29 protein-coding genes and 1 pseudogene are annotated in these 22,900 nt (G+C 50.7%); 19 read left to right on the top strand and 11 right to left on the bottom strand.

From position 1 onward, the window contains the following. Nucleotides 1–122: 122 nt before the first annotated feature. The 3 genes and pseudogenes from KNP68_RS07190 (at nucleotide 123) to KNP68_RS07180 (ending at nucleotide 2,287) form a co-directional block, all read left to right on the top strand. Nucleotides 123–938, top strand: a pseudogene (locus KNP68_RS07190) (YitT family protein). Between the two features lie 99 nt (nucleotides 939–1,037). Then, on the top strand, nucleotides 1,038–1,991 hold the full coding sequence (locus KNP68_RS07185) for a DMT family transporter (RefSeq protein WP_214799184.1): 954 nt from the start codon (nucleotides 1,038–1,040) through the stop codon (nucleotides 1,989–1,991). Nucleotides 1,992–1,993: 2 nt separating this feature from the next. Then, nucleotides 1,994–2,287, top strand: coding sequence for a putative quinol monooxygenase (locus KNP68_RS07180; protein ID WP_214799182.1), 294 nt, complete (start codon nucleotides 1,994–1,996; stop codon nucleotides 2,285–2,287). Nucleotides 2,288–2,319: 32 nt separating this feature from the next. On the opposite strand, the gene KNP68_RS07175 is transcribed toward KNP68_RS07180, so the two are convergent. After that, nucleotides 2,320–2,817 (bottom strand): hypothetical protein, encoded by a 498-nt coding sequence (locus tag KNP68_RS07175; RefSeq protein WP_214707193.1) that lies wholly within the window; start codon nucleotides 2,815–2,817, stop codon nucleotides 2,320–2,322. 157 nt (nucleotides 2,818–2,974) lie between these two features. Here KNP68_RS07175 and KNP68_RS07170 point away from each other — a divergent pair, with 157 nt between their 5' ends. From KNP68_RS07170 to KNP68_RS07140, 7 genes are all read left to right on the top strand, one after another. Next, entirely contained in the window at nucleotides 2,975–3,460 is a 486-nt protein-coding gene (locus KNP68_RS07170; RefSeq protein WP_214799180.1) for a hypothetical protein, read from the top strand. Between the two features lie 58 nt (nucleotides 3,461–3,518). Further along, on the top strand, nucleotides 3,519–4,346 hold the full coding sequence (locus KNP68_RS07165; RefSeq protein WP_214799178.1) for a GNAT family N-acetyltransferase: 828 nt from the start codon (nucleotides 3,519–3,521) through the stop codon (nucleotides 4,344–4,346). Between the two features lie 10 nt (nucleotides 4,347–4,356). Continuing rightward, nucleotides 4,357–4,680: a hypothetical protein gene (locus KNP68_RS07160; RefSeq protein ID WP_021066571.1), complete on the top strand. Its 324-nt coding sequence runs from the start codon at nucleotides 4,357–4,359 to the stop codon at nucleotides 4,678–4,680. Between the two features lie 123 nt (nucleotides 4,681–4,803). Then, nucleotides 4,804–6,096, top strand: a complete 1,293-nt coding sequence (locus KNP68_RS07155; RefSeq protein ID WP_214799176.1) for a methyl-accepting chemotaxis protein — start codon at nucleotides 4,804–4,806, stop codon at nucleotides 6,094–6,096. A gap of 114 nt (nucleotides 6,097–6,210) precedes the next feature. Then, entirely contained in the window at nucleotides 6,211–6,849 is a 639-nt protein-coding gene (locus KNP68_RS07150) for an EcsC family protein (protein ID WP_214799174.1), read from the top strand. Nucleotides 6,850–6,973: 124 nt separating this feature from the next. Further along, a complete protein-coding gene (locus KNP68_RS07145) occupies nucleotides 6,974–8,302 on the top strand; it encodes a coiled-coil domain-containing protein (RefSeq protein ID WP_214799173.1) in 1,329 nt (442 codons plus the stop codon). Nucleotides 8,303–8,468: 166 nt separating this feature from the next. Then, nucleotides 8,469–9,602: a flagellin N-terminal helical domain-containing protein gene (locus KNP68_RS07140; RefSeq protein WP_214799171.1), complete on the top strand. Its 1,134-nt coding sequence runs from the start codon at nucleotides 8,469–8,471 to the stop codon at nucleotides 9,600–9,602. 57 nt (nucleotides 9,603–9,659) lie between these two features. Here the strand turns inward: KNP68_RS07140 and KNP68_RS07135 are convergent, their stop codons facing one another. Then, nucleotides 9,660–10,532, bottom strand: a complete 873-nt coding sequence (locus KNP68_RS07135; protein WP_214799169.1) for an endonuclease — start codon at nucleotides 10,530–10,532, stop codon at nucleotides 9,660–9,662. Between the two features lie 174 nt (nucleotides 10,533–10,706). Between KNP68_RS07135 and KNP68_RS07130 the strand changes: the two genes are divergently transcribed. From KNP68_RS07130 to KNP68_RS07115, 4 genes are read left to right on the top strand one after another with little or no spacing between them, the layout of a single operon-like run. Further along, nucleotides 10,707–11,063 (top strand): flagellar protein FlaG, encoded by a 357-nt coding sequence (locus KNP68_RS07130; protein WP_214799167.1) that lies wholly within the window; start codon nucleotides 10,707–10,709, stop codon nucleotides 11,061–11,063. 12 nt (nucleotides 11,064–11,075) lie between these two features. Continuing rightward, entirely contained in the window at nucleotides 11,076–12,749 is a 1,674-nt protein-coding gene (gene fliD / locus KNP68_RS07125; protein WP_214799165.1) for a flagellar filament capping protein FliD, read from the top strand. A gap of 14 nt (nucleotides 12,750–12,763) precedes the next feature. Next, entirely contained in the window at nucleotides 12,764–13,138 is a 375-nt protein-coding gene (gene fliS, locus KNP68_RS07120; protein ID WP_214799164.1) for a flagellar export chaperone FliS, read from the top strand. Beyond that, nucleotides 13,135–13,488, top strand: a complete 354-nt coding sequence (locus KNP68_RS07115; RefSeq protein WP_029595022.1) for a flagellar protein FliT — start codon at nucleotides 13,135–13,137, stop codon at nucleotides 13,486–13,488. Before fliS ends, KNP68_RS07115 begins: the two co-directional genes overlap by 4 nt. A gap of 35 nt (nucleotides 13,489–13,523) precedes the next feature. Here KNP68_RS07115 and KNP68_RS07110 read toward each other — a convergent pair whose 3' ends face one another. After that, the gene (locus tag KNP68_RS07110) at nucleotides 13,524–13,901 is read right to left on the bottom strand and encodes a DUF3021 family protein (RefSeq protein WP_214799162.1); all 378 of its coding nucleotides are present in this window, start codon (nucleotides 13,899–13,901) and stop codon (nucleotides 13,524–13,526) included. Between the two features lie 159 nt (nucleotides 13,902–14,060). Here KNP68_RS07110 and KNP68_RS07105 point away from each other — a divergent pair, with 159 nt between their 5' ends. The 3 genes from KNP68_RS07105 to KNP68_RS07095 all read left to right on the top strand — a co-directional run bounded on the left by KNP68_RS07105 (nucleotide 14,061) and on the right by KNP68_RS07095 (nucleotide 15,683). Beyond that, entirely contained in the window at nucleotides 14,061–14,246 is a 186-nt protein-coding gene (locus KNP68_RS07105; protein ID WP_214760504.1) for a hypothetical protein, read from the top strand. Between the two features lie 148 nt (nucleotides 14,247–14,394). Next, nucleotides 14,395–15,024: a hypothetical protein gene (locus KNP68_RS07100; protein ID WP_214799160.1), complete on the top strand. Its 630-nt coding sequence runs from the start codon at nucleotides 14,395–14,397 to the stop codon at nucleotides 15,022–15,024. A gap of 122 nt (nucleotides 15,025–15,146) precedes the next feature. Then, nucleotides 15,147–15,683: a DUF402 domain-containing protein gene (locus tag KNP68_RS07095; protein WP_214799158.1), complete on the top strand. Its 537-nt coding sequence runs from the start codon at nucleotides 15,147–15,149 to the stop codon at nucleotides 15,681–15,683. A gap of 106 nt (nucleotides 15,684–15,789) precedes the next feature. Here KNP68_RS07095 and KNP68_RS07090 read toward each other — a convergent pair whose 3' ends face one another. From KNP68_RS07090 to KNP68_RS07055, 8 genes are all read right to left on the bottom strand, one after another. After that, nucleotides 15,790–16,293, bottom strand: coding sequence for a DUF1572 family protein (locus KNP68_RS07090; RefSeq protein ID WP_131472871.1), 504 nt, complete (start codon nucleotides 16,291–16,293; stop codon nucleotides 15,790–15,792). 280 nt (nucleotides 16,294–16,573) lie between these two features. Next, on the bottom strand, nucleotides 16,574–17,239 hold the full coding sequence (locus KNP68_RS07085; protein WP_131472870.1) for a DUF2225 domain-containing protein: 666 nt from the start codon (nucleotides 17,237–17,239) through the stop codon (nucleotides 16,574–16,576). Nucleotides 17,240–17,248: 9 nt separating this feature from the next. Beyond that, nucleotides 17,249–17,692 carry a YaaR family protein gene (locus KNP68_RS07080; RefSeq protein ID WP_131472869.1) on the bottom strand — a complete coding sequence of 148 codons (444 nt, stop codon included), beginning with the start codon at nucleotides 17,690–17,692 and terminating at the stop codon, nucleotides 17,249–17,251. Between the two features lie 21 nt (nucleotides 17,693–17,713). Next, on the bottom strand, nucleotides 17,714–18,538 hold the full coding sequence (locus KNP68_RS07075; RefSeq protein WP_131472868.1) for a flagellin N-terminal helical domain-containing protein: 825 nt from the start codon (nucleotides 18,536–18,538) through the stop codon (nucleotides 17,714–17,716). Next, a complete protein-coding gene (locus tag KNP68_RS07070; protein ID WP_029595030.1) occupies nucleotides 18,522–18,902 on the bottom strand; it encodes a flagellar export chaperone FliS in 381 nt (126 codons plus the stop codon). Before KNP68_RS07070 ends, KNP68_RS07075 begins: the two co-directional genes overlap by 17 nt. Beyond that, nucleotides 18,899–19,189, bottom strand: coding sequence for an EscU/YscU/HrcU family type III secretion system export apparatus switch protein (locus KNP68_RS07065; protein WP_131472867.1), 291 nt, complete (start codon nucleotides 19,187–19,189; stop codon nucleotides 18,899–18,901). The genes KNP68_RS07070 and KNP68_RS07065 overlap by 4 nt, the downstream gene beginning before the upstream one ends. Nucleotides 19,190–19,198: 9 nt before the next feature. Continuing rightward, nucleotides 19,199–20,863 (bottom strand): hypothetical protein, encoded by a 1,665-nt coding sequence (locus KNP68_RS07060; protein WP_251131474.1) that lies wholly within the window; start codon nucleotides 20,861–20,863, stop codon nucleotides 19,199–19,201. Nucleotides 20,864–20,953: 90 nt separating this feature from the next. Continuing rightward, nucleotides 20,954–21,448, bottom strand: a complete 495-nt coding sequence (locus tag KNP68_RS07055) for a competence protein ComK (protein ID WP_029595033.1) — start codon at nucleotides 21,446–21,448, stop codon at nucleotides 20,954–20,956. A 273-nt stretch (nucleotides 21,449–21,721) separates the two neighbouring features. Between KNP68_RS07055 and cspD the strand changes: the two genes are divergently transcribed. Then, on the top strand, nucleotides 21,722–21,919 hold the full coding sequence (gene cspD / locus KNP68_RS07050; RefSeq protein ID WP_021065411.1) for a cold-shock protein CspD: 198 nt from the start codon (nucleotides 21,722–21,724) through the stop codon (nucleotides 21,917–21,919). A gap of 313 nt (nucleotides 21,920–22,232) precedes the next feature. Further along, entirely contained in the window at nucleotides 22,233–22,793 is a 561-nt protein-coding gene (hpf, locus tag KNP68_RS07045; RefSeq protein ID WP_021065412.1) for a ribosome hibernation-promoting factor, HPF/YfiA family, read from the top strand. Nucleotides 22,794–22,900 lie beyond the last annotated feature (107 nt).

Raw genomic sequence — 22,900 nt, 5'->3', positions numbered from 1 at the left:
ATCGACACCGAAGATGTTATTCTACTATTTTTTTATGCTAGACTAGGAAAGTTGAAATCAAAAGGAGGACGTTACTCATGAAACGTGACAATCGAGCCTGGCTCATGGGCTTTCAAATCATCATGAACATCATCGGCGGAATGATCGCGGCGTACGGCCTCGAATCGGTGTTGATCCCGAACAGCGTATCGGGCGGGGGCATCACCGGCATCAGCATCGTCGGCTCCCAACTGACGGGTGTCCCGCTCGGCGTGTTCCTTGGCATCCTGAACATCCCGTTCGTCTATCTTGGCTATAAGCAGATTGGGAAGAGCTTCGCCATCCTATCGGTCACGGGCATCGCCTCGCTCTCGGTCGGGACGGTCATCATGCACCGCGTCCCGACGATCATCGATGGGGACACGCTCCTCGTCACGGTCGTTGGCGGAATCATTCTCGGGCTAGGGATGGGGCTGTCGCTCCGGAACGGGGGCGCGCTCGACGGCATTGACATGCTGGCCGTCCTGTTGTCGAGGAAGTTGCCGTTCGGGACGAGCGACTTGATTCTCTTCTTGAACGTGTTCGTCTTCATCGTCGTCTCGACGGTGTTCGGCCTGCAAGGAGCGGTCCTGTCGGCCATCGCCTACTTCATCGCCTCGAAAGTGATTCATATCGTCGAGGAAGGACTGAGCGGTGCGAAGACGTTCAAAATCATTACGAGCGTACCGGACGTCATGGTCGAGACGGTACGGGACCGGCTCGGCCGGAGCGCCACGCTCAACCAGATTCAAGGCGCGTACTCAAAAGAGTGCTAATACGAGATCACGTGCGTCATCAACCGGCTCGAGGAGCGGAAGATGAAAGAAATCATCAACCAAGTCGACCCCGAGGCGTTCGTCGTCGTATACGAGGTGTCCGAGGTCAAAGGCGGGAATTTCCGCAAAAGCGATATCCATTGAGACGAATCAAGCAGCCGGCGCTGCTTGATTTTTTTTGGTGGAGGCAGGGAAATGCGGGACGGATAGGGAACAAATTGGGATTCAGAAAGGAGAGACCGTATGCGTCCGCTGTTATTAGGTGTGCTCGCCGCCTTGTTTTTCGCGAGCACGTTCGTCTTGAATGAATCGATGCAGGTCGGCGGAGGGAGTTGGGCGTATAGCGCCTCGCTCCGCTTCCTGTTCATGATCCCACTGCTCATGCTCGTCGTGGCCGTCCGGGGTGGCATGACGCGGGTGCGCCGCGCCATCGTCGATGAGCCATGGCCGTGGCTCGTCTGGGGGACGGTCGGCTTCGGTCTGTTTTACGTCCCAATCTGTCTCGCCGCCGAGGTCGCCCCGCCTTGGCTCATCGCCGGCACGTGGCAAGTGACGATTATCGCCGGGGCGCTGTTGTCTCCGCTGTTCCGCCGCAGTGACGGGACGCGGGAACAGATTCCGTGGACGGCGCTCCGTTTCTCAGGACTGATTCTGTTCGGCGTCGTCTTGATGCAAGTCGAGTTCTTCGCCGATTTCGAGCCGCGCTTTTTGTGGATCGGAGTGGTGCCGGTGTTGATCGCCGCGTTCGCCTATCCGCTCGGCAACCGGAAGATGATGGCCCACACCGACCTCGACGTGTTCGAGCGCATCCTCGGCATGTGCATCGGCTCGCTCCCGGTCTGGCTCCTGTTGTTCGGCTACGGGCTGACGACGGGGGCACCATCGAGCACGCAACTGACGCAGACGCTCCTCGTCGCACTGTTATCGGGCGTCGTCGCGACGGTGCTCTTCTTCAAGGCGACCGACCTCGTCAAAAACGATATGGGGAAACTGGCCACCGTCGAGGCGACGCAGGCGCTCGAGGTATTGTTCGCGCTCATCGGTGAGTTGATTTTTCTTCAGGCGCATCTGCCGTCCGGGCTGTCGCTCGTCGGCATCTCGCTCGTCATGATTGGGGTCGTGCTGCATAGCCGAAGCCAATTCAAGGTGGAGGAAAAGCCGCACGTTGCGGCGAATCGATACGGGAAGGAGGGATGAACATGTCCTATGGATTGATTGGGAAATTGACGGCCGTCCCGGGTGAGCGCGAGACGCTGCTCGCGATTTTACTCGAGGCGGCCACGGCGATGGAACAGGAGCCGACGTGCGCGGCGTACCGGGTGAACGTCTCGCTCGATGACGAGTCGATCGTCGTCTATGAGGTGTGGGAAAGTATGGAGGCGCATCAACAGTCGCTGTCGCTCGAGACGACGCAGACGTTGATTGGGAAAGCAAAGCCGATTCTGGCCAATATCGAGCGTTTGGCCGTGTTCGAGCCGCGGGACGGTCATTAAAAAAATCCACGTCCGTGGACGTGGATAGGTGGTCAAGCTTTCGTTAAGCTGCCTTTTACTTGCTCATAAAACTCGTCCATCATCCCAGTCCGGCTACCGAGCTGGCAGATGAGTTCGAGCGTCTCTTTATAGAACTTTTTGACGAGTCCTTTGTTTTTGATGTTGTCCATCGACGCCATCGTCTTGTCGAGGTTTTGGAGAATCTCTTCAATCTGGTCGTCCGAGTCCGGTTTCACGACCGTCATATTGTCCGGAATTTTGACGACTTTGTCTTGCTCCTGATGACGGAACGACGCGCCGAAGCCGAGGTTCTCGATGAACAAGTGCGGCATCACTTTCTGACCGAAGAACTGCTTATGCCAGTCCGTCGCTTTCATCGTGTCCATGTCCTGCTTGAACGTGGACGCTGTCGAGACGTACTTTCTGAACAAGTCGGTCATGAACTTCTCGATGACCGGGATTTGAAGGGCGAAGACGTTTTTTAAGAGCGCGTCGAGCTGTGCGCGTGACAATTGTTGTTCGTTTGACATATCAGTTCCTCTTTTCTATAATACGATATCTTCATCGTATGGGATTGACGGACGTGCGTCAACGCATCCTAAAACATTTTTTCAGAATATTTAGTGTACGCTCGATGAGATATGAGATAATCAAGTCATGACAGACTTCACAGAAGGAGTGGTTCAGATGAATAAAACAATGAAATGGGCGGTCGCGCTTGGCGTGACGGGTGCCCTCGTCGCAACGATCGGTGTCGTCTCGTCCAGAGGGCGGACTGACGACACGACGCAGACGATCCGTGACCGTGAGCTCGGTTATGAGATTATTCTCCCATCGAAAATCGTCGAGGCGATTGAGCGCGGGGACGTCTATATCGAGAAGGCGCAGGATGTCGTCGATGTCGGCGACAAGAACAGCTACGGCACGTTCGATCTCTACTATAACGTCGAGGACGGTGACGACCAGTTGTTGTTCCATTTGGACTTGATTGACCGTGAACTATCGGAAGAGGCGTTCGCCCAGGAAGTCGGCTACGGCAACTACCTCGGTGCGAGCGACAAGACGTTCTTCTGGGTCGAACCGACCGAGGCCGTCCCGGGTGCCGAGGCGCACACGGACGAGATTGCCGAACTGCTCGAGACATTACCGGAGCTCGAATTCCGGACGTTATGAGTCCGCCCGCTACGGCGGGCTTTTTCGATTATGCTACAATATGACGTGAGGTGATTTCATGAATTGGACAGTAGAAGAAGTGAGACAGGCAGTACAAGTAGGGGTGCTCGAGGAAGCTGTCAACGCACATGACAAGATTGACGTGAAACTTGGACACGTAGCGGTCGGTCAGAACGACTACGCCGTCTATGATGACGACACGCTCGTCGGGTATATGGTGCTTTTCCCGTATCTCCCGAACGAGTATGAAGTGAACGCGCTCGTGCATCCGGACTATCGGAAACAAGGCGTCTTCAAGGCGCTCTTTGAAACGGCGAAACAGGACGCGAAACAGAATGGCTGTGAAGCGTTCACGTTCGTCATCGACCGCAAATCGAAGGACGGCAAGGCGGTCATCGACCATCTTGGCGCGGCGTACCAGTTCTCAGAATATAACTTGGTCCTTAAAAAAGCCGAGCTGTTCTTGAAGCCGGACGAAGTGTCGCTCCGCGAGGCGACGGACGCCGACCGTTCGCTCATCATCGAGACGCTCTCTGAAGCGTTCGGCGACCCCGTCGACGTGACGGAGAACATCTATCAACAGATTGATACGCCGGACCGCGTGACGTACATCGGTGAGGTCGACGGTCGTCCGGTCGGGGTCATCCGCGCGCTCCTTTCGGGCGAAGATGCCGGCAGCATCCACGCGTTCGGCGTCAAGGCGGACGAGCAAGGCAAGAGCTACGGCACGAAGATGTTGAAGCAGATGGTCCAGCAACTGTTCCGTATGGGCCGGACGAAGCTCGAGCTCGACGTCGAGACAGAAAACAAAGCCGCGCTCGAGATTTACAAGCGAGCCGGGTTCGCTGAAAACGGCGGCTATGAGTTCTATCTATTAGAACTGTGAGGTGAGACGAATGGTTCGGAATTTGAAATGGCTCGGTGCCGCGTTCGAGGCGTTCCTCGGCATCCCGGCAATCGGTGGGCTGTTCATCATCAGTATGGGCTACACACCGCTCGGGTTCATGCTCGTGTTCCATATCGTCTTGCTCGTCTTATCGGTGTCGCGGCTGAAACGAATTTCAGTCGGGGCCATCGTCGGCATTACGGCTTCGGTACTCGGGGTCATCCCGCTCATCGGCATGGTGCTACACTGGGCAGCCGCGATTGCGCTCGCGCTCGATGCACTTATGACGACGCACAACGAAGAACGTAAGACAAGTGAAGATGACCGTTTTTAATCAAGACGCTCTCGGTGACGAGGGCGTTTTTTCATTGACCAAAACTTCAACTGAAAACGCTATACAAAAGCTGGGATTTGGACGATATAGTAGGTGATGAATTACACAGAGGAGGAACTCATAGTGAAGCTATTCAAAAACTTTACGACCCAACTGCTCGCTTGGATTTTGGTCACATCCTTTATCACGGGCGGAGCGGTCGGCTGGATCACGCTCTTACTGCTCACGGAGCTTGAGATGGCGAAAGGTCAGGTCATGCTCGTCGGGACGGCCGTGGCCTTGCTTATTTCAGGGATTGGCGGTGCCGTCATCTACTTGATTGCCCGTCGCCCGCTCAAGGCGATCGAATTGGCGTCGGACAAGGCAGTCGAGGTCGGCAACGGCGATTTGACGGTCGCGTTCGCGGACGAGACGACGACAGACCGTTCGGAGATGGGGCGTCTGCTCCTCTCGATGGACAACATGGTCGGACACCTACGTGAACAAGGGACGAACATGCGCTATACGGCGGACCAGCTCACAGGTTCGGCACAAGAGATTGCGGCAGCGGTCCAAGAAGGCAATATCGCCGGCGAGAACATCCGTCAAGCGATGGACGCCTTGAACAAGATGCTCGAGGATAACGTCAGCGCGACGTACAGCTCGATGGATTTGCTCGGTGCCGTCGCTCGGACGATGGAGAAGATCCGCAACGAGATGGGCTCAGCGCTTGAATCAGCGAGTGAGATGCAACAAGAGGCGGAGAGCGGCAAAGGCCTCGCCTCGTCGTCGGTCGATGCGATGCATGCGATTGCTGACAAAGTTGAGCAATCGTCGACGCTCAACAGCAAGTTGACAGAGATGACGGGCGAAATTTCGCGCATCACGGACGTTATCAGCGACATCTCGGCGCAGACGAACTTGCTCGCCTTGAACGCGTCGATTGAAGCGGCACGGGCTGGCGAACATGGGCGCGGCTTCGCGGTTGTCGCGGCCGAGGTCAAGAAGCTCGCTGAACAGACGGCGAACTCGACGCAAGAGATCACGGATTTGATTGTCGACGTCAAACGTCTCGTCGGCGATACGTCGTCCTCGATGGCGAACGTGAAAGCGGAAGTGGAGACGGGCGTCGGTCTCGTCGAGAAGGCGGGCGGTGCGTTCGCATCAATCCACAACTCGGCAAACGAAGTGTACAGCCACGTCCATTCGGTCGATGCGCTCTTGGATGAGTCACGCGGACAGATCGACTCGGTCGTCACGAACTCGGCCGGAATTGTCGGCATGGTCGAAGAGGCGTCACGCTACGCGACGGAAGTCACGTCGGCGGCGAGCCAACAGGCGGCCAGTCTCGGTGAAGTGAACGGCGCGATGACGGAGCTCGTCCGTGTCGCGGAGAGTTTGCAGAATGAGACGGAGCAAGTGAAGGTAGAAGCGTAAGGAGGAGCGGCCCAGCGATGGGTCGTTTTTTATTTCCATTAATTATAAAAAAAGTTATTTAAGACCTAAAAATTGAATTATAATGATTTTATGAAATTGTAGGAGGAATATTACATGGCAAATCAATTAACTGTTAATAAAGTGAACGAAGTATTAGATTGGGGCTATGAAAAAGCATTGACCGGTTTACCTGGGATGGATACAGCATATGAATTGGCTGAAGAGTATACGAAGAAGTATGGAGTGGACCAAGGGATTGATAAACTAATCACAACGCAGCTCGCTAAATGTGGGACGAGTGGATTTTTGACGGGACTAGGGGGTTTGATTACATTACCGGTAGCCGTCCCTGCTAACATCAGTTCAGTCCTGTTTATTCAAATGCGAATGATTGCTTCAATTGCAATTATGCGAGGGTATGATGTAAAAGATGACCAAGTACGTACATTTGTTTATGCTTCACTAACGGGAAAAGCCGCCACTGATATTTTGAAGCAAGCGGGTGTTCAAGTTGGGCAAAAATTAGCAGTAAATATGATTAAAAAGTTACCTTTTGAAGTTATAAAAAAAATTAATAAGGCTGTTGGGTTTAGACTGATGACGAAGTTCGGACAAAAAGGCGTCATTAACATGGGAAAAATGGTGCCACTAGTTGGAGGGGTTATTGGCGGAACGTATGATGCGACTACGACAAAATTGATTGCCAACGCAGCTAAAGACATTTTTGTTGAGATGACACCCCAGCTCACGTGAAAAGTATTTACCATGACCCTCTCGGCAACAGTTGAGAGGGTTTTTAGTTCTCGTTTTGTAAAAGAGCAAACCTACTTTGTCTACTTGAACTAGTATGCATAACGAAAGGATGAGTACGAAAAATATGAATGATTTAGGGGAGCAATTAAAACGGTGGACGGAAAGCACGGCAAGCCACATAGAGAAATGGATGCGCGGGATGGATTCCATGTTAGGTCAAGCGCTTGCAGATTGGGTGGCTCAAGAAAAACGAGTCATTGCGTTTCAAAAACAAACTCGTGAAGTGGAAGACAAACTGAAGAAACATGACCTTGTCATTCAAGAACTAATAACTCGTTTGTATCAACATGATGATTCTCAGCGTCTGAATCAACAGGCTCGTTTTCAACAGACATTGCGAGAAAAAGTGAATCGGATTGAAACGTTACATCGCGAACTTCAAGAAAAAGAAGAAGTTGTTATGAAGAGTCACCTTGCTGTTCAACAATTATTGTTCAAAGTGGACGAGTCAAAATCCAGAGAAACAAAACTTCAAGAAGATGTAGAAAAACAAAAAATGAAATTACAAAAATTTCATATCGAAAAAAACAAATTGGAAAATCAAATTAAAGAAATGACATCAAAATTGTCAGATGATAATCTTCAGGCTAATGCGAAAGTACTTTTCAAGGCACAGATTCAAGAAGCAGAGAAGCGAATTGAAGAGATTGAAGCACGAGAACAATCGGTCTGTGAACAAAATAAACGATATGAAGAAGAACTCCAAAAAGTACGACATCAAAAATTAGAACTTGATCAAAAGGTTGCTCAAATGGAAGTGGTCCGTGATGCCTTACTAACAGATAAACAGAAATTGCTCCATGACGTCGCTTCTCATGAAAAGCAAATTCAATTTGCCATTCAAGAAAGTGAATGCCTTCAAAAGCAACTCCAAACGAGTAGAGAAGAGCAAGAAGCGGCATATTCGTTATGGAGTGAAGAATTAGAAAAAAGATCCGCAATCGAGCTTGAAAAAGAGAAAATCAATCGCCAATACGATGAAGTGATAGAACAATGGAGTTTGGATAAGAAAAAACACTTGCAAAAAGAAATGCGGCTTCAAAAGAAAATTGGGCGTAGGGTAGGTGGAAGTATCCCGAACATATATGTGGAGAAGGAATTCGAAAAAGACTATTTGGAATTGTCCGAGCAGGAGCAGACTGGCGTCGATGCGGCTCTCTACGAACTTTCGCTTGGATGGCATACGGGGAATGTGACATTTAGACCGAATAGCGTTAAAGGAAAGTCGACAACTTATAAGGAATATGGGTGGGGATCTTCTCATCGCATACCGGGACGTTTATATGTCAAGAGAGAACAAACAGGTTATCGTGTGTATCGAATAAGTCGTACAAAAGATGGAAACCATCGATTAAGTCAAACGCGGGTGATTGAATGGATAAAAAATCAATAAAAATTGCCAAGAATGTTAAACAATCGAAACGACACTCCGATATAGAGTATGGTAACGATAAAACGTTCCAACTAATACAAGGTGAGGGGCCGGCCTAAGCCTTGTATGCTCGGACAAATGGATTTGGAAGAGCGGAAAAAACTCAAACCTATGGAGGGAAATTACAATGATTATTAACCACAACCTTAACTCGATGAACGCACACCGCAACATGTCAATCAATACAACACAAACAGGCAAAGCGATGGAGAAATTATCTTCAGGTCTTCGCATCAACCGTGCTGGTGACGATGCAGCTGGTCTTGCAATCTCTGAAAAAATGCGTGGACAGATTCGCGGTTTGGATCAAGCGTCGCGTAACGCACAAGATGGCATTTCTTTGATTCAAACAGCTGAGGGTGCATTAAACGAGACGCATTCAATGCTTCAACGTGTACGTGAACTTGTTGTTCAAGCTGACAACGGAACTAACACTACAGCAGACCGTGATGCAATTCAAAAAGAAATCGGTGAGTTGTCAAATGAAATCACTGATACAGCTGAAAAAACGAAGTTTAACACTTTGAGCCTCATCAATGGTAGTGCTGGTGTTCAAGTGTCTGGTGGTACAGCAATCGCAGGTTTAGTTACTGCAGCTGGAGCTAAAATTGATGTAAGTAATGCCGATCCTAGTTCGACATACACTTTGTCTCGGACTTTAAACGATATCACTTTGACAAACGGTTCTGTATCACAAACTATTTCTGTTGCTAATGCAGCAGCAGTAGCAACTGGTACTGAATTAAACTTTGATTCACTAGGCGTTAAATTGACTACAGGTTCAGTTACTGACTTCTCTCAAGCTGCTAATGTAGGTACAATTACTACTGGTGCATCTGCGGCTTTGAAATTCCAAATTGGTGCTAACAACACAGCTAACGAAGCAATTAACCTTTCAATCGGCAATATGCGTGCTGACTCTCTTGGTAATGCAGTTGCCGGTCAGAAAGTAAGTGATATTAACGTTACTAGCACGACACAAACGTATAACACGCGAATTGATATCTTGGACAAAGCGATTGCTACTGTATCTACTGAGCGCGCTAACCTAGGTTCTAAACAAAACCGTTTAGAGCATACAATCAATAACCTCGGTACTACTTCTGAAAACTTGACAGCTGCTGAATCACGTGTTCGTGATGTAGACATGGCTAAAGAGATGATGAACTTCACGAAGAACAACATCCTTAACCAAGCTGCTCAAGCTATGATGTCGCAATCGAATCAACAGCCGCAAGCTGTTCTTCAATTGCTCCGTTAATTGGCACTATAACAAGCTATAAAACTCCCACGACTCGACAAGAGTCGCGGGAGTTTTTTAACTTACATACACAGCCTCGACTTCTCTTAATCTGTTTTTCTTAATGTCCTGCCACTTGTACACAACAGACCAATATGTTCTGCCTAACACATCTGCGATTTCTTGATCTGTCTGTCCTCGTAATTTTGAAGTGACAATATACTCGATGTCTTCCTCCGTATAATCATTTTTAGGTTTAGAGGTAAGCACTACTTTATCAGGATTTTCGTCTTTTTCTCGTGACAAGCGGTAGTCCCAATCCAACTTCCAAGCCATCGACGGGATTTCAGTGGCATACGATTTTGTGAACTCAAGGAAATTGAGGGCTTCTTGGGTCTTCTGTATTCGTAGAATGTAATTATGCCCATCGTTTCGTCGGCTTAACACAAACTGGTGTCCAAACGTATCGTGAATGAATTGGCTTAAATAGTTCAACTCAGATGGATGGAAAGCTTGGAGGTATAAAGCGATGTGTGGGGTCAAAATGATTTGATTTTTATTGGAGCGACTCGACCTTGTTAAACAAAGACTGCCGTCATCAAGATAGAGCACTAATAAAAAGACTGGGTCGGTACACTCTGAAAGCAGATGAAGCGGGACGCTTTTTTTACCGGCAATATACAGTTGGCCACGGAGCCAAGTGAATAATTCATCATATTTTGAAGTGAGCGATGCGCTTGTCCCATTGTTATTCTTGATGATACCCGAGAAAATACGAGGTGCCTGTTGCAATTTCCATTCCCGGTACTCAAGCTGCTTGATAGAAAAGTGTTCTCCATACCGTAAATTTGCATTCGGATATTTTTTCTTTTGAATACAGATATGACCGTCTCCTAGCAAAGTTCCTAACAATAAACTTTTCTCATAAATTGTCAACTCGTCCCACTTCAAATTTAACCCCTCCTGATAAGAACTTACGTTCGTATATTATATACCCAACTGGTTTCACAGTATTCTTTTGTTTCTACTTAAGATTAGACGAATTAGTGAACGTGATAATATTGAAGATTACGAATCTGATGCCGATATAGATAATGAAGAAATCATAATGAGGTGTGACAGCTTATGAATCCAATTATCTCTGAAGTCCGGCTTCACCTACCTTCTTCTGTCTTGCCGTATGAACAAACGAAAAACGTGTTCGTCGAAGCGAATCAAAAGACCCTCGCCGACGAAGGCATCGTAATTCTCCCGACGCCTCAACACGTGACAAAGTTAGAGGCAGCTGTCGAGAAGGCGAACCAAGTGCTAGATCAACAACGTACCGGTTTGAAATTTATGAAACATGAAAAATTAAACGACTACTATATTCAAATCGTTGATATGAACAACGAAGTCATCCGTGAAATCCCAAGCAAGAAGTCGCTTGACTTCTTCGCGGCATTTATGGAATTCAATCAGCTCTTCGATGAACGTATATAAAGGAGGTACATCATGACAACACCTATTAGATTTGGTGGACTTGCTAGTGGAATCGATACTGATACAATTATCAAACAATTGATGCAAGCAGAACGATTACCAGTCGATAAACTTGAACAAAAGAAACAGACGACTGAATGGAAACGAGATGCCTACCGTGAAATTAACCGTTCACTTATGACATTACGCAATAGTGCAGTTGATCTTATGTTTAGCCGTAATTTTTATGCGAAAACATCTAGCTCCTCTGATGATTCACGTGTTTCTGTGGTAGCTGGGCCATCAAGTGGGAACACCGCAATTCAAATTGAATCTGTTTCAAAGCTGGCGACAGCTGCGACTCAAGTTGTCATCCCTAAAGACAAAAACGGAGTAAATGTAACGAACGCAACTAAAATAGCAGACATGGAGTTGCAAGTTGCGACTCAAGAAATAAAGTTAGAAACTGCAGTGAAAGAGTGGGAAATCACACCCAAACCAAAAGCTGCAGAAAGTATTGTCTTAAAAACAGCTAGTGGTGACACGATTGCTGCAGAGTTATATACGTATAACGAAACAACTGGAAAGTTAACAATGAACGATGGATCTGACTTTGCAGCAGGCACGACTAGTACGTATGAATCAGGCTATCAGATTCAGATTAGAACGAGCGTAGATGGAGATTTTAAAACGATTAAAGTCTCAGAAGATGCGACAATGCAAGATTTGGTCGCTGCTTTAAACGGAAAAGATACAGGGATTTCTGCATTTTTTGAACCTGTCTCAGGCAAAATGTCGATTACTCAAAAACAGACTGGAGAAAATCAAATTATTGAATTTGATACAACCACGAAGTTAGCGTTTCGAATTGCAGATACATCTCTACCGATTAAAGGTGCAGATGCAGAATTTGTTGTTAATGGAATTGACATGAAACAAAGCTCAAATACTGTCACGATTGATAATATGACCGTTACTCTGAAATCTGAATTTGCATCAGGCGCAGTCACGCTCTCAGCCGCAACTGATACTCAAAAGGTTTTCGATAATATTAAAGGCTTTGTCGATAAGTACAACGAAACAATTGATTTGATGAACAAAAAAGTCAAAGAAGACCGTTTTCGTTCTTTTGCACCGCTTACTCAAGCACAGCGCGGGGAACTGTCTGAAGATGAAATCAAAAAGTGGGAAGAGAAAGCAATGAGCGGAATGCTTCGTGGAGATACGATTGTTCGCAGTGCCATGGATACATTACGCAGTAAGTGGTCCATGACTGCGTCTTCCACGAATGACGATACGATGAAACAGCTATTCCAGATTGGTCTTTCGACCGGAGCTGACTTCACAAATGGTGGAAAAATCGAGCTAAACGAAGAGAAACTCAAAGCCGCCATCGAAAAAGACCCAGATCAGGTGTACCAACTATTCACTAATGCTGAGAGTGGACTACTCCCACAAATTCGTGATACAGCTGTTTCATCGAGATCGTCGATTACTCGGATTGCTGGTGCTGACGGTGCCGGTGCTCCGACGTATTCAATGGGGCGTGAGATGACTGCGATAGATACACGTATTCAGCGCTTGAATGACTTACTTGTAAATAAAGAAAACGCCTACTACCGTCGCTTCGCAGCGATGGAAACGGCGATGAATCAGGCGAACTCGCAAGCCGCCTCATTGCAACAGTTCTTAGGCGGAGGCATGTAAGAGGAGGAATTTAAATGGTAGCCAATCCATATGCAGCATATCAAAACAACGCGGTCACGACCGCAAACCCACAGGAACTGACGCTCATGCTTTATGACGGAGCGCTCAAGTTCATGCGCCTCGCCAAACTCGCCATCGAGCAAGGAAATCCAGACTTAAAGAACACGAACATCCAGAAGACGCAAGCTATCTTCCAGGAGATGCGTTTGACGTTGAATAAGGATGTCGCCATCTCGGCAAACTTGGATGCGCTTTATGAATACATGTGGCGTCGTCTCGTCGATGCGAACGTCAAGAACGATACGACGATCCTCGACGAAGTACTCGATTTCACGACGGAGCTCCGCGACACGTGGAAGGAAGCGATGAAACTCGCGAAGCAAGCATGAGACCTATCGATGAAATTATCTTCAAAACGCAACGATTAAAGGATTTGTTGGCGAAAGTCCCGGAAGAACCGACGTACGACACATGGATGGACCAAATCCATGAGTTGCTAGACGACCGTGAGCAATTGCTCGCGGCTCATGGACCGGACTTGAAGGATGCCGACCAGACCGTGATTCGTCAGCTCGTCGATGACAGTCAACAGATTGCACGCTTAATCGAGGCGGAACATCAACGGCTCGGGATGACGCTCGGGACGGCGCGGCAAGAACGGAAGACCGTCAAATCATACGTCGACCCATACGAAGACGTCGATTCGAATTTCTCGGGTTTATTCGACCAACAGACATGAAACAGCTCGAAGGCGCGCCTTCGAGCTGTTTTCGTTTATGAAGCTTTGACTTGCCGTCGTATTTTCAACAGTATTCTAGACAAGGTAAACAAAATCAGACCGCTCACATTGAATTTTAAATACGTGACTAAAGCGTCTTGCAGTGACGTCACCGGCAGAAAACCACTGAATATGACGAGCGGCAGAATCGTTACATGCATCGTGGCCCAATGAATGAAAATCTGTTTCGGGAACGACCAACGTCTCACTTCATAGATGACACTCGTCAGACCGAGGAAAAATGCCATCCCGCCATAGACGAGCATGTTGGTCACACCATCTTGATTTCCGCTCCACCACTGAAACCCGGCAAGCACCCCGAACACCGCAAACCACGTCACACCGCGAACCAATCCTCGCTTCAAAAAAGCCATCTAGATCGTCCTTTCTATCGCTTGTTGGTTTCTTATACGATTTGATTTGGAAAAAGTTTCAATCTAGATGTGAGGATGCAAAGACGTCTGTTTTCGTATAAAATCGGGTAAATACCACTGTAACCGTTGCTTCTTTTCTGGAAAGGGGAGGGAAACGAGATGAGTGAGAAAAAAGTGAAACCTGAGTCAGCGAAAGACCGTCGTTACTTCGTCTACGGTCCAGAAGGGGCGTACGATGAGTATGTGGAACGCGACCCGAAACTTGAGGCGTATGTCGAGGACGATGCGCCGATCGAAGACGGTCCCGATCCGTATGAAGAAGAAGAGCTCAAATCAAGAGGATAAATCAGTCGAAGTCAAGGTCGTTTCCATGACCTTGACTTTTATTTGTTCAGGGTGATAACCTTCAACTTTTTCTTACACCGGTCAGGCTAGACAATCCAGTATGCTCATCTTATCAACCACCACTCATACGAAAAAGGAGAGAGTTAAGATGAACATGAAACGATACGGATTGTTGCTAGCCTTGCCAATGACACTGCTTGTCGGCTGCGGGGAAGCCGATGAACTGAAGACGACCGCGACCGATACGGAGGAAGTCGTCGAGGCAGAGAAGACGGAAGAACCGGCTCCAGAATCAACAACAGATGAGGAAGTTCAGGAAAGTGAGCTCGGCTCGAATCAGATTTACATGAAGAACAAGGCGCTCGACATCAAAGAGACGATCGGCTCCGTCAACTTCGCCATCGATAAGGTCCAGACGTCACGGCTCACGGTGAACGAGATGTATCGCGATTCGTTCGACGGACAAGAAGAAGTGACGGTCGTCGCAATGAATATGATCGTTGAGAACACGATTGATGAGACGGTCAATTTTTATCCGGATCAAGCGACGCTCGTGACGAATACGGGTGAACAAGTATCAGCGGACTTGTGGTTCTCTGATGACGTCGGCGGGGAGTTTCTCGGCAAAGTGAAGAAGGAAGGGAACGTACTGTTCTTCGTCAAAGCGATGCCGGAAGAGTTGGCGGAAGTGAAAGTTGTCATCGACGGCCCATCTGACGAGAACTATCAGTCGATCGGGGAATCCCGTTACGAATATACAATCAACGTCGAGAAATAAGCAATGGTCGCTCCAGGGAACTGGTGCGGCCGTTCTTGTATGGATTATCCATAAATGAGTTGTCTCTCTCTTCAGCTTCAGACATGATGAAAGTAATCGATATCGCAAAAGGGGAAATTGGGATGAGTGAAACACGCACCGTTCAAGTGGAAAAGTATGATGGAAGCCTGCATTACGAATGGACAAGCCGACTCATCGACGAGGATGACGAACGCATCCTGCTATACGCTGGACCAGGGCGGACGTTGCAACACCATACCCGCCAAGCTTGTTATACGTATGAATCACATTCGCTCGAATGTTTCATGCGCCGAGACGGATTCACGGTCCAACTCGATTTAGAGACGGACGGGTCGATTCGTCATTACTGCAACATCGGGCTCGTTCCTCGACTAAACGAAGACGTCATCACGTTCATTGATTTAGACCTCGACCTTGTGGCTGATGGAGGAGGAGAGTGGCGGCTTGTCGATGAAGAGGAGTTTGCCGTCAATCGGGTCCGGTTCGGCTATCCGGACGATGTCGTGGCACATGTTTGGAACACGATCGCAGACGTGAAACGGCGAATCGATTCGGGTGCGTTTCCGTTCGACGGGTCACTTGAACGACGGTTGCTGACACTCGCCAAGGAACAATCGTTCGGGTCTCCATCTACTTGACCAGGAAAGCAGTCCTGTTGTTTAACCGTTAGAAAACCCGCTCTAGGCGTCGACAACGTCTGCCAGGAGCGGGCGAGTTTGTGCTCTAAGTATTGCTTACGAGACGTCAGCCGTTCCGTTGATGCGGCAACGGAATCGTCAACACGTTCCAGTTCTCACCGGCGAACAGCTTCGCGAGATAGACGATCTGTCCGACGTGATAGCTGTAGTGGGACACTTGCTTCTCGATCGCCCAGATGACGCTCTTCTCTTCACCGCGGATGAAGACGGTCTTGCCGAGGTCTTCTTGCGTGAGGCTCGCTAAGACGTCGTCCAACAGTTGCCAACGTTCATCCCACGTCGCCATCAGTTCGGCGCGTGACTGGTGCTGGTCCTCGAACTCGGCGTCGCGGTTCCGGTCCGGCTTCTCGCCGTCCGTCGTCAGAAAGTCGGTCCAGCGCGATTTCATGTTGTTCGAGATGTGCTGCACGATGACCGCGATCGAGAGCGTGTCTTTCGCGAGCACACGATGCATATCCTCGTCGTTCACTTGCTTCAACGCGTTCTCGGCGAGCTGTTTCTGTTCTTGGAAAATTGAGCGTACCGTTTCGATATAGCTGGCTTCAAACATGGAATGACCTCCTTTGGATTCCTACTAACCATACCCCAATCTGAACGTGATAAAAATAATAGTAAAATAGCGAAATCCGCATTATAATGAGACTGAACCGTGCAAGACGCCACCGCGCGGTCGGTTCTTGGGTGCCCTGTTTAGGTTTTGATGCGAGTCATGTGGCGTATATCTCCTTTCGGTTTGGGGGTTCACCCGTGAAGAGAACCGACCGCGTTTGTCCGTGAGTGGATGAGCGCGGTTTTTTGTATGCGAAAAGGGAGAGCCGTGGCTCTCCCTTTTAGGCGTGCTCGATTCTAAAGTCTTCCCAGTGTGACCGGGCCTGGGTACGAATCCGCTCCGACACTTCCTTGCTGCCGAGCAAGATGCCGTACCAACGTCTTGCGTCCTCATACAGACCGAGCGCGGCCGACAAGTCGGCGATCCGCAACATGAGCTGGTCGTACGGGAGGCCGGTCCGGATTTGATCCGTGTACGCCTCCTGCACCTCGTTGTACTTGTCGAGCGTCCGCTTCATCCATTCCTTCTCAGACGCCTCGTTCCCCGTCAGGCGATACATCCAGACGAGCCGCATGCCGAGCATGGCGACGACGGACGGCTTCTGGCCGCTCAATTGGGCCGTCACGACGGCGAACTTATAGAGCCGGATGACGTGCTCGGCCGAACGGTCACCGTTGAGCGCCTCGGCGTTGACGCGGTCGAAGTAGCCCGACTCGAGCGCCTCGCGATTGTTTTTCCGTACCTTGTCAAACGAGTCATGGAAGACGAGATGACAATGACTGCAGACGGTCGGCTCATAAAAGTACGGGTTGGCGCCATCGTACGTCGTATAGCCGTCCTTCGCGACTTCCTGCGGCCGGATGTGGCGCGACAGCACGCGCGGCGTCTCGCTCTGTTTCAAACAATACGGACACTTCACTTTTTTCGAAAAGATATGTTCTGCCATTGTCTCACCTCACACGTATACGTTGACGAGCAGGCCGCGAATCTCACCGACTTGGTCGAGGAGCGACAAACGTGACGCCTCGCCCGAGATGACTTGATCGGTCAAGGCGAGCAGCTTCTGGTCGACCTGTTCGACAATCTTATAAATCTTGGCGCGGCCGCGGCGGTTGAAGCCGCGTTTGTCCTCGAGGCGGAGTGCCGCGTCGACGGCGTCTTTCATAAAGTCTTTAATGAGTTGCTTATATTCAGCGAGCGACTCGACCGTCTGGCTCTCGGCGAGGAGCTCGCCTTTCTCGTGGATGGCCGCGATTTGGCGTTGGAAGCGCTCGTGCTCGCGGTCCTCCCGCTTTTGACCGATGACGTTCTGGAACGAGACGCCGGGCTCGGTGTCAGGGCGTTTCGCCTTACTGGCGCCGTGAAGCGACTGCGTCTCCATGATGCGACGAATGTCCATAGGGATCCGTCCTTCCTTAAGTTAGTTCAACAATTGTAGCACGCCTTGCGGCAACGCGTTCGATTGGGCGATCATCGCCATGCCGGATTGGTTCAAGATGTTGAGTCGGGCGAAGTCCATCATCTCACGTGCCATGTCGGCGTCGCGGATGCGTGACTCGGAAGCCGTCAAGTTCTCAGACCCGATCGTGACGACGCTCACATTCGCCTCGAGCCGGTTTTGGATGGCGCCGAGTTTCGAACGTTCGAGCGAGACTTTTTGAATCGCGGCATCGAACTTGGCGATGGCGTCATTGGCGCCACCTTGCGTCGTCACGTCAAGACCATCAATTCCGAGCGCGCCGGCGCGCATGTCGTCGACGTTCAAGACGACGCCTTCGCCGCTGCCGGCCCCGAGTTGGAAGAAGAGTGTCTCATTGCCGGCGATAAAGTCACCGTTCATGATCTTCTTCGAGTTGAACTCGGTCGTCTCGGCGATCCGGGTCACTTCATCCGTGAGGGCAGCAATCTCGTCTTGAATCGCCTTGGCGTCATCACCGCTCAGCGTCCCGTTCGACGCTTGGACCGACAGCTCGCGCATCCGTTGCAGGAGGGAATGGGTCTCGCTCATCCCGCCTTCGAGCGTCTGCGTGAGCGAGATGCCGTCGAGGGTGTTGCGTTCGGCCATCGACAGCGAGTCGAGACGGATGCGCATCTTCTCAGAGATGGCGAGCCCGGCCGCGTCGTCGGACGCCTTGTTGATGCGGACACCGCTCGAGAGGCGATCCATCGTCTTCTTCATCGTCGCCTGGTTGACCGTGAGCGACGAGTAGGCTTTCAGTGCTTGCACGTTATTGGTAATTTTCATAACGGTTTCCTCCTGAAGGTACGGGTTGGAGTCGGGCGTTCTCGATCGCCTCGGCCCACGTCTGGTCGAGCTCGGTCGCGAGGCCGTGAAGCTCCTCGATTTTGTCCATGTCTTGTTCAATCAACGCCTCGAGGCTCGATTTGGCCATATACAAGTAAAGCTCATCGAGTTGGGCCGAGATGATGCCGCCGCCGTCGTGAAGTCCTTGGTGGAGCTTCGCGAGCAGTTCGCGCGCTTGGCGCAAATGGCGGTTGCGTTCGGCGATTGTCGCCGTCTGGGCTTGTTCATAGTGATAGACGAGCGCGTGGAGCATCGCTTGCGTCAGCTCTTCCGGGCTCATTTCGTATAGTCGGTTCGGGTTCATGATGGGTCTCCTTTGATGGTGTCGAGTTCTTCAATCAGTAATAGCACTTCGGCCATGACGTCATACAGTTGCGGCGGAATCGCGTCCCCGAGGTCGAGGTCAAGCAGGTGGCCAAGGAGCGAATGGTCATGCTCGATGGCGACGCCGCGTGATCTCGCCTCGTCTAAAATCTTATCGGCGACGGCGCCCGTTCCGCGGGCGACGACGACCGGGGCGCGGTCGATCGTCTCGTCATAGCGGACGACGGCAGCCGTCTTGCGTTTCGTCAAATCCATGCGTTGATACATAACAGCCTCCTAGATACGGAAATCATAGCCGGTCGTCTCGAGCGTCGGACGCTCGGTCTCCGGTCGGTCCGTCTTCGTCAATGGGCGGAACTGGGTCGTCACACTCTTATAGCCGATCGCCTCGAGCGTCGTCTCGATGTTGCCGAGCAGGGGACGCGCGAGTGCTTCGACGGTCGGGTCATCGTGTTCGAGCGTGAGCCGGAGATTCCGGTCGATCGCTTCGAGCTTGACGCCGATCTCGCCGAGCCGTGGCGTCTCGAGCCGAATGTAGAGCACGCTGTTCTCCCAGTCGACGACGTCCCCGGCCTCACGGTTTTGGATATGGACGTGGATGCCGGTGTCAATCTCTTGGACTTTCGCCGGCAAGGCAAGGATGAGCTGATGGAGCTGCCCACCGTCCAACCGGTTCAACGTCTGTTGGACTTGGAAGAACGAGGCGAGTCGTTGTGCCTCGGGTGTCGCCGCGTCGGCTTTCAATGACAACGTCGACGCCTGGATGCGCTGCGCCGTCTCTTGGATGACGCGGCCCGATAGGTTCGGGTCGACCTTGAACGGCGTGACGCGCGGCAGTTCACCGGCGCGGGTCGCCTGATGCGGGATGTATTCGAGCCGGACGTGGTTCGGCACGTACCGGAACTCGTTCAAGCTGGCGCGCACTTCTTTGATGAGCACTGCGCTCTCGGCCGGTTTCGTCGACAGCAGGCCGAGGGCGACGTCGAGCTTCGCTGTCATCGCGACGAGCGCCTTCTCTTGGGTCGCGCTCGTATGTAACAAGGCGTCCGTCTTTTGGATGAGTTGCGTCAAGCGAGTCGACACCGTCTCGAGAGCGGGTCTTGCTTGATGCGGGTTCGTCTCGACGAGGGCGGCAACTTGGCCGAGCTGTTTCGTCACCGTCACTTGTTCGCTTCGGAACGTGTTCGTCACGGTCGCGAGATGCGTCGTCACTTCCTTGACGAGCACCGGTCGTCCGAGGACGGGTGGTAATGCCTCGCGCGGTTCAATTCGCGTCGGACGTGGCTCGGGTAACTCGTTGATGAGCCGGTCGACCGTATCCGGCGTCGGCGTCATGCGCTCGCTGACGGGACGCGACAGGTTGACGTGTTCGATGAACCGTTCTTTCTGCGGGTACGGCGCGTCAGGTGGCGGTGGTTTCATTTGTTGTCTCGCTTCATCTAATGACGCGATGGCGAGGTCGCGCGCGACATCACGCGGGAGCGTCGGCGCCTCGACCGTCTTCAGCCAGAGGACGGCATCTCGCATGTCGCCTTTAAAGACGGTCTCGAGCAGACGCACCGTGTCCTCGTTCATCGGCAGCCGTCCTGATTGGAGCAAACGGCTGACGGCACTCCGGACCTCGGGCGGGAGCGATGCGAGCAACGCCTGAATCTTCGTATCGAGTTTCACCGGTTGACCGCTCGGCATGTCCGGCGTCTCCGGCTCAGGTTTGACGACGATCGTCGCGATGAGCTGGCCGTCTTGTTCGGCGAGTGTCAGTTGGAACGGGTTCGTTTTCGGGAGCCCGCCCTCGAACGTGACCTCGACGTGCTCGCCATTGATTTTGACGATCCCGGAGTCAGGGCCGGTCTGTTTGACGAGCTCGGCTTTATAGATGCGATTCGTCTGGATACCGGCTGTGACCGCGACGGCTGCGGTCATGGGGGCTTGGATTTGCATAGTTGTCACCTCGAACAATATATCGACCTCTTTTTCAAAAAGTGAAGCGAAACCGGCAGAAAAAAACCTCCCGTCGAATCGACGGAAGGGTCAAGAGTTGAGCGTTGCGCTCTGGTTTAATTGTTGGAACCGAGCGACGAGTTCGCCCGTCGCTTTCAATTGATTGCGGAGGACGTATGAGGTCGCGTTCGTGGTGATCCGGTGACCGTTCTGGGTGACGACCAAGCCTTTCGACTCGATCGGGTCACTCGTGATGTCACGGACGTGCGACCAGGCGTACCATTCACACTCAGGTCGCTTCGGGGACATCGTCGGGAAAAAGACGAGACCGGACGTCGGTTCGATGACGACTGGCACTTTGCCTTTGATGCCGGCGACGCGCTTGGCGACGAAGATGCGCTCCTCAATCGAACTGCTGTACTGGCGGCATGAGAGCTGCAGGAGCTGGTAGGGCCGGAGCGGGGTCGTAATCTCGGAGCCGTCCTCGAGAATGACGCGCGATTGCGCGGACATCTCATAACAAGGCAGGATGGCCACCGTCCGCTTCGTAATACGGTACTTTTCCTCGGAATGGTAGGGGCGCATATGGCTGCACCGTCCTTTTCGTATTAGATTTTCAGGCTCGGCTCGCCCAAATGGCGTACAAACCTAAATCATCCCTTCCATGATATATCACAAAATATGTAAATTCAATATCTCTATATGAAAAGTAGGGAAATAGAATTCCAATGTAAGCCAAAAGACGATTCATTTACAAAAATATGAGAAAGTGTTTGTCACGCTTCCAAGAAGGTGGTAAGATTACCGATAGAGGGAAAGCCTCTGTATTCTTCAATGGTGAAAGGAATGGATTTACACATGGTAGGTAAAGTAAAATGGTTTAACTCAGAAAAAGGTTTTGGATTCATCGAAGTAGAAGGCGGCAAAGACGTATTCGTACACTTCTCTGCAATCCAAACTGACGGCTACAAATCACTTGACGAAGGTCAAGAGGTAGAATTTGAAATCGTTGATGGCGAGCGTGGCCCACAAGCGGCTAACGTTACAAAATTATAATTTCAAGCCGTAAGCCGGTTCCCTCGTGGAGCCGGCTTTTTATTTTCCTTACATAGCGTCCTTCGAATCAAAATCGCGTTTAAGAACGGGCAGAACGGGTAGTTTCTTTTTATACCGCCGATTCAAGTTGAAGACGACGCAATCGGAACAAAATTGTCATTATTTTCTGATGATAACGTTTTCAAACGATTTGAATTCGGGGTATACTATAAATGAGCCACCTGGTTCCACTTTCTTTTCAGAAATGAAGCAGGAGATTCGGTCCAAATCGACGAATCATTGGGTCAAGCGGTTATTTTAAGGAGGAGTTCAGATGATTTATAACATTCGCGGCGAAAACATTGAAGTCACACCAGCTATTCAAGACTATGTCGAGAAAAAGTTGGACAAATTGACTCGGTATTTCACAACTCCTACGGATGCACAGACGGCTTACGTCAACTTGAAAGTGTACAATGAGAAGCAAAAGGTGGAAGTGACGATCCCGATGCCGAACTTGTTGCTCCGTGCTGAGGAAACAAACCTCGACATGTACGCGGCAATCGACCTCGTCGTCGATAAATTGGAACGTCAAATCCGTAAGCACAAAACGAAACTCAACCGTAAATCACGTGCCAAAGATGGCGGTATCGGCGAGTACTTCAAGTCACTCGAAGGTCCTGAGGACGTGGTCGTCTACGACGAGGACGAGGCAGAACTCGAACTCGTGCGGACGAAGCGTTTCACGCTCAAACCGATGGATACGGAAGAAGCGATTCTTCAGATGGACATGCTCGGTCACAGCTTCTTCGTCTTCTCAGACGCAGAAACGGGCAACACGAACGTCGTCTATCGTCGTAAAGACGGGAAATACGGCTTGATCGAACCAGAATAATTCAACCTTGAAACCACACGGCCCTCCAACTCGGAGGGCCGTTTCGTTTGGCCTTTCCTTGAAAGCGAGGGTCACTTCGGTTAAACTGTACATTAGGGAAAAAACAT

Source organism: Exiguobacterium sp. s50 (assembly GCF_018618175.1).
GTDB classification, from domain to species: domain Bacteria; phylum Bacillota; class Bacilli; order Exiguobacteriales; family Exiguobacteriaceae; genus Exiguobacterium; species Exiguobacterium chiriqhucha.
The sequence above is the reverse complement of the archived record's forward strand: the minus strand, read 5'-3'. Positions and strand labels throughout refer to the sequence as shown.

Bases quoted from the DNA above. Each gene is read 5' to 3' on its own strand.
- KNP68_RS07185 (WP_214799184.1), top strand. From the start codon at position 1,038: ATGCGTCCGCTGTTATTAGGTGTGCTCGCCGCCTTGTTTTTCGCGAGC.
- KNP68_RS07180 (WP_214799182.1), top strand. From the start codon at position 1,994: ATGTCCTATGGATTGATTGGGAAATTGACGGCCGTCCCGGGTGAGCGC.
- KNP68_RS07175 (WP_214707193.1), bottom strand. From the start codon at position 2,817: ATGTCAAACGAACAACAATTGTCACGCGCACAGCTCGACGCGCTCTTA.
- KNP68_RS07170 (WP_214799180.1), top strand. From the start codon at position 2,975: ATGAATAAAACAATGAAATGGGCGGTCGCGCTTGGCGTGACGGGTGCC.
- KNP68_RS07165 (WP_214799178.1), top strand. From the start codon at position 3,519: ATGAATTGGACAGTAGAAGAAGTGAGACAGGCAGTACAAGTAGGGGTG.
- KNP68_RS07160 (WP_021066571.1), top strand. From the start codon at position 4,357: ATGGTTCGGAATTTGAAATGGCTCGGTGCCGCGTTCGAGGCGTTCCTC.
- KNP68_RS07150 (WP_214799174.1), top strand. From the start codon at position 6,211: ATGGCAAATCAATTAACTGTTAATAAAGTGAACGAAGTATTAGATTGG.
- KNP68_RS07145 (WP_214799173.1), top strand. From the start codon at position 6,974: ATGAATGATTTAGGGGAGCAATTAAAACGGTGGACGGAAAGCACGGCA.
- KNP68_RS07140 (WP_214799171.1), top strand. From the start codon at position 8,469: ATGATTATTAACCACAACCTTAACTCGATGAACGCACACCGCAACATG.
- KNP68_RS07130 (WP_214799167.1), top strand. From the start codon at position 10,707: ATGAATCCAATTATCTCTGAAGTCCGGCTTCACCTACCTTCTTCTGTC.
- fliD (WP_214799165.1), top strand. From the start codon at position 11,076: ATGACAACACCTATTAGATTTGGTGGACTTGCTAGTGGAATCGATACT.
- fliS (WP_214799164.1), top strand. From the start codon at position 12,764: ATGGTAGCCAATCCATATGCAGCATATCAAAACAACGCGGTCACGACC.
- KNP68_RS07115 (WP_029595022.1), top strand. From the start codon at position 13,135: ATGAGACCTATCGATGAAATTATCTTCAAAACGCAACGATTAAAGGAT.
- KNP68_RS07110 (WP_214799162.1), bottom strand. From the start codon at position 13,901: ATGGCTTTTTTGAAGCGAGGATTGGTTCGCGGTGTGACGTGGTTTGCG.
- KNP68_RS07105 (WP_214760504.1), top strand. From the start codon at position 14,061: ATGAGTGAGAAAAAAGTGAAACCTGAGTCAGCGAAAGACCGTCGTTAC.
- KNP68_RS07100 (WP_214799160.1), top strand. From the start codon at position 14,395: ATGAACATGAAACGATACGGATTGTTGCTAGCCTTGCCAATGACACTG.
- KNP68_RS07095 (WP_214799158.1), top strand. From the start codon at position 15,147: ATGAGTGAAACACGCACCGTTCAAGTGGAAAAGTATGATGGAAGCCTG.
- KNP68_RS07090 (WP_131472871.1), bottom strand. From the start codon at position 16,293: ATGTTTGAAGCCAGCTATATCGAAACGGTACGCTCAATTTTCCAAGAA.
- KNP68_RS07085 (WP_131472870.1), bottom strand. From the start codon at position 17,239: ATGGCAGAACATATCTTTTCGAAAAAAGTGAAGTGTCCGTATTGTTTG.
- KNP68_RS07080 (WP_131472869.1), bottom strand. From the start codon at position 17,692: ATGGACATTCGTCGCATCATGGAGACGCAGTCGCTTCACGGCGCCAGT.
- KNP68_RS07075 (WP_131472868.1), bottom strand. From the start codon at position 18,538: ATGAAAATTACCAATAACGTGCAAGCACTGAAAGCCTACTCGTCGCTC.
- KNP68_RS07070 (WP_029595030.1), bottom strand. From the start codon at position 18,902: ATGAACCCGAACCGACTATACGAAATGAGCCCGGAAGAGCTGACGCAA.
- KNP68_RS07065 (WP_131472867.1), bottom strand. From the start codon at position 19,189: ATGTATCAACGCATGGATTTGACGAAACGCAAGACGGCTGCCGTCGTC.
- KNP68_RS07060 (WP_251131474.1), bottom strand. From the start codon at position 20,863: ATGCAAATCCAAGCCCCCATGACCGCAGCCGTCGCGGTCACAGCCGGT.
- KNP68_RS07055 (WP_029595033.1), bottom strand. From the start codon at position 21,448: ATGCGCCCCTACCATTCCGAGGAAAAGTACCGTATTACGAAGCGGACG.
- cspD (WP_021065411.1), top strand. From the start codon at position 21,722: ATGGTAGGTAAAGTAAAATGGTTTAACTCAGAAAAAGGTTTTGGATTC.
- hpf (WP_021065412.1), top strand. From the start codon at position 22,233: ATGATTTATAACATTCGCGGCGAAAACATTGAAGTCACACCAGCTATT.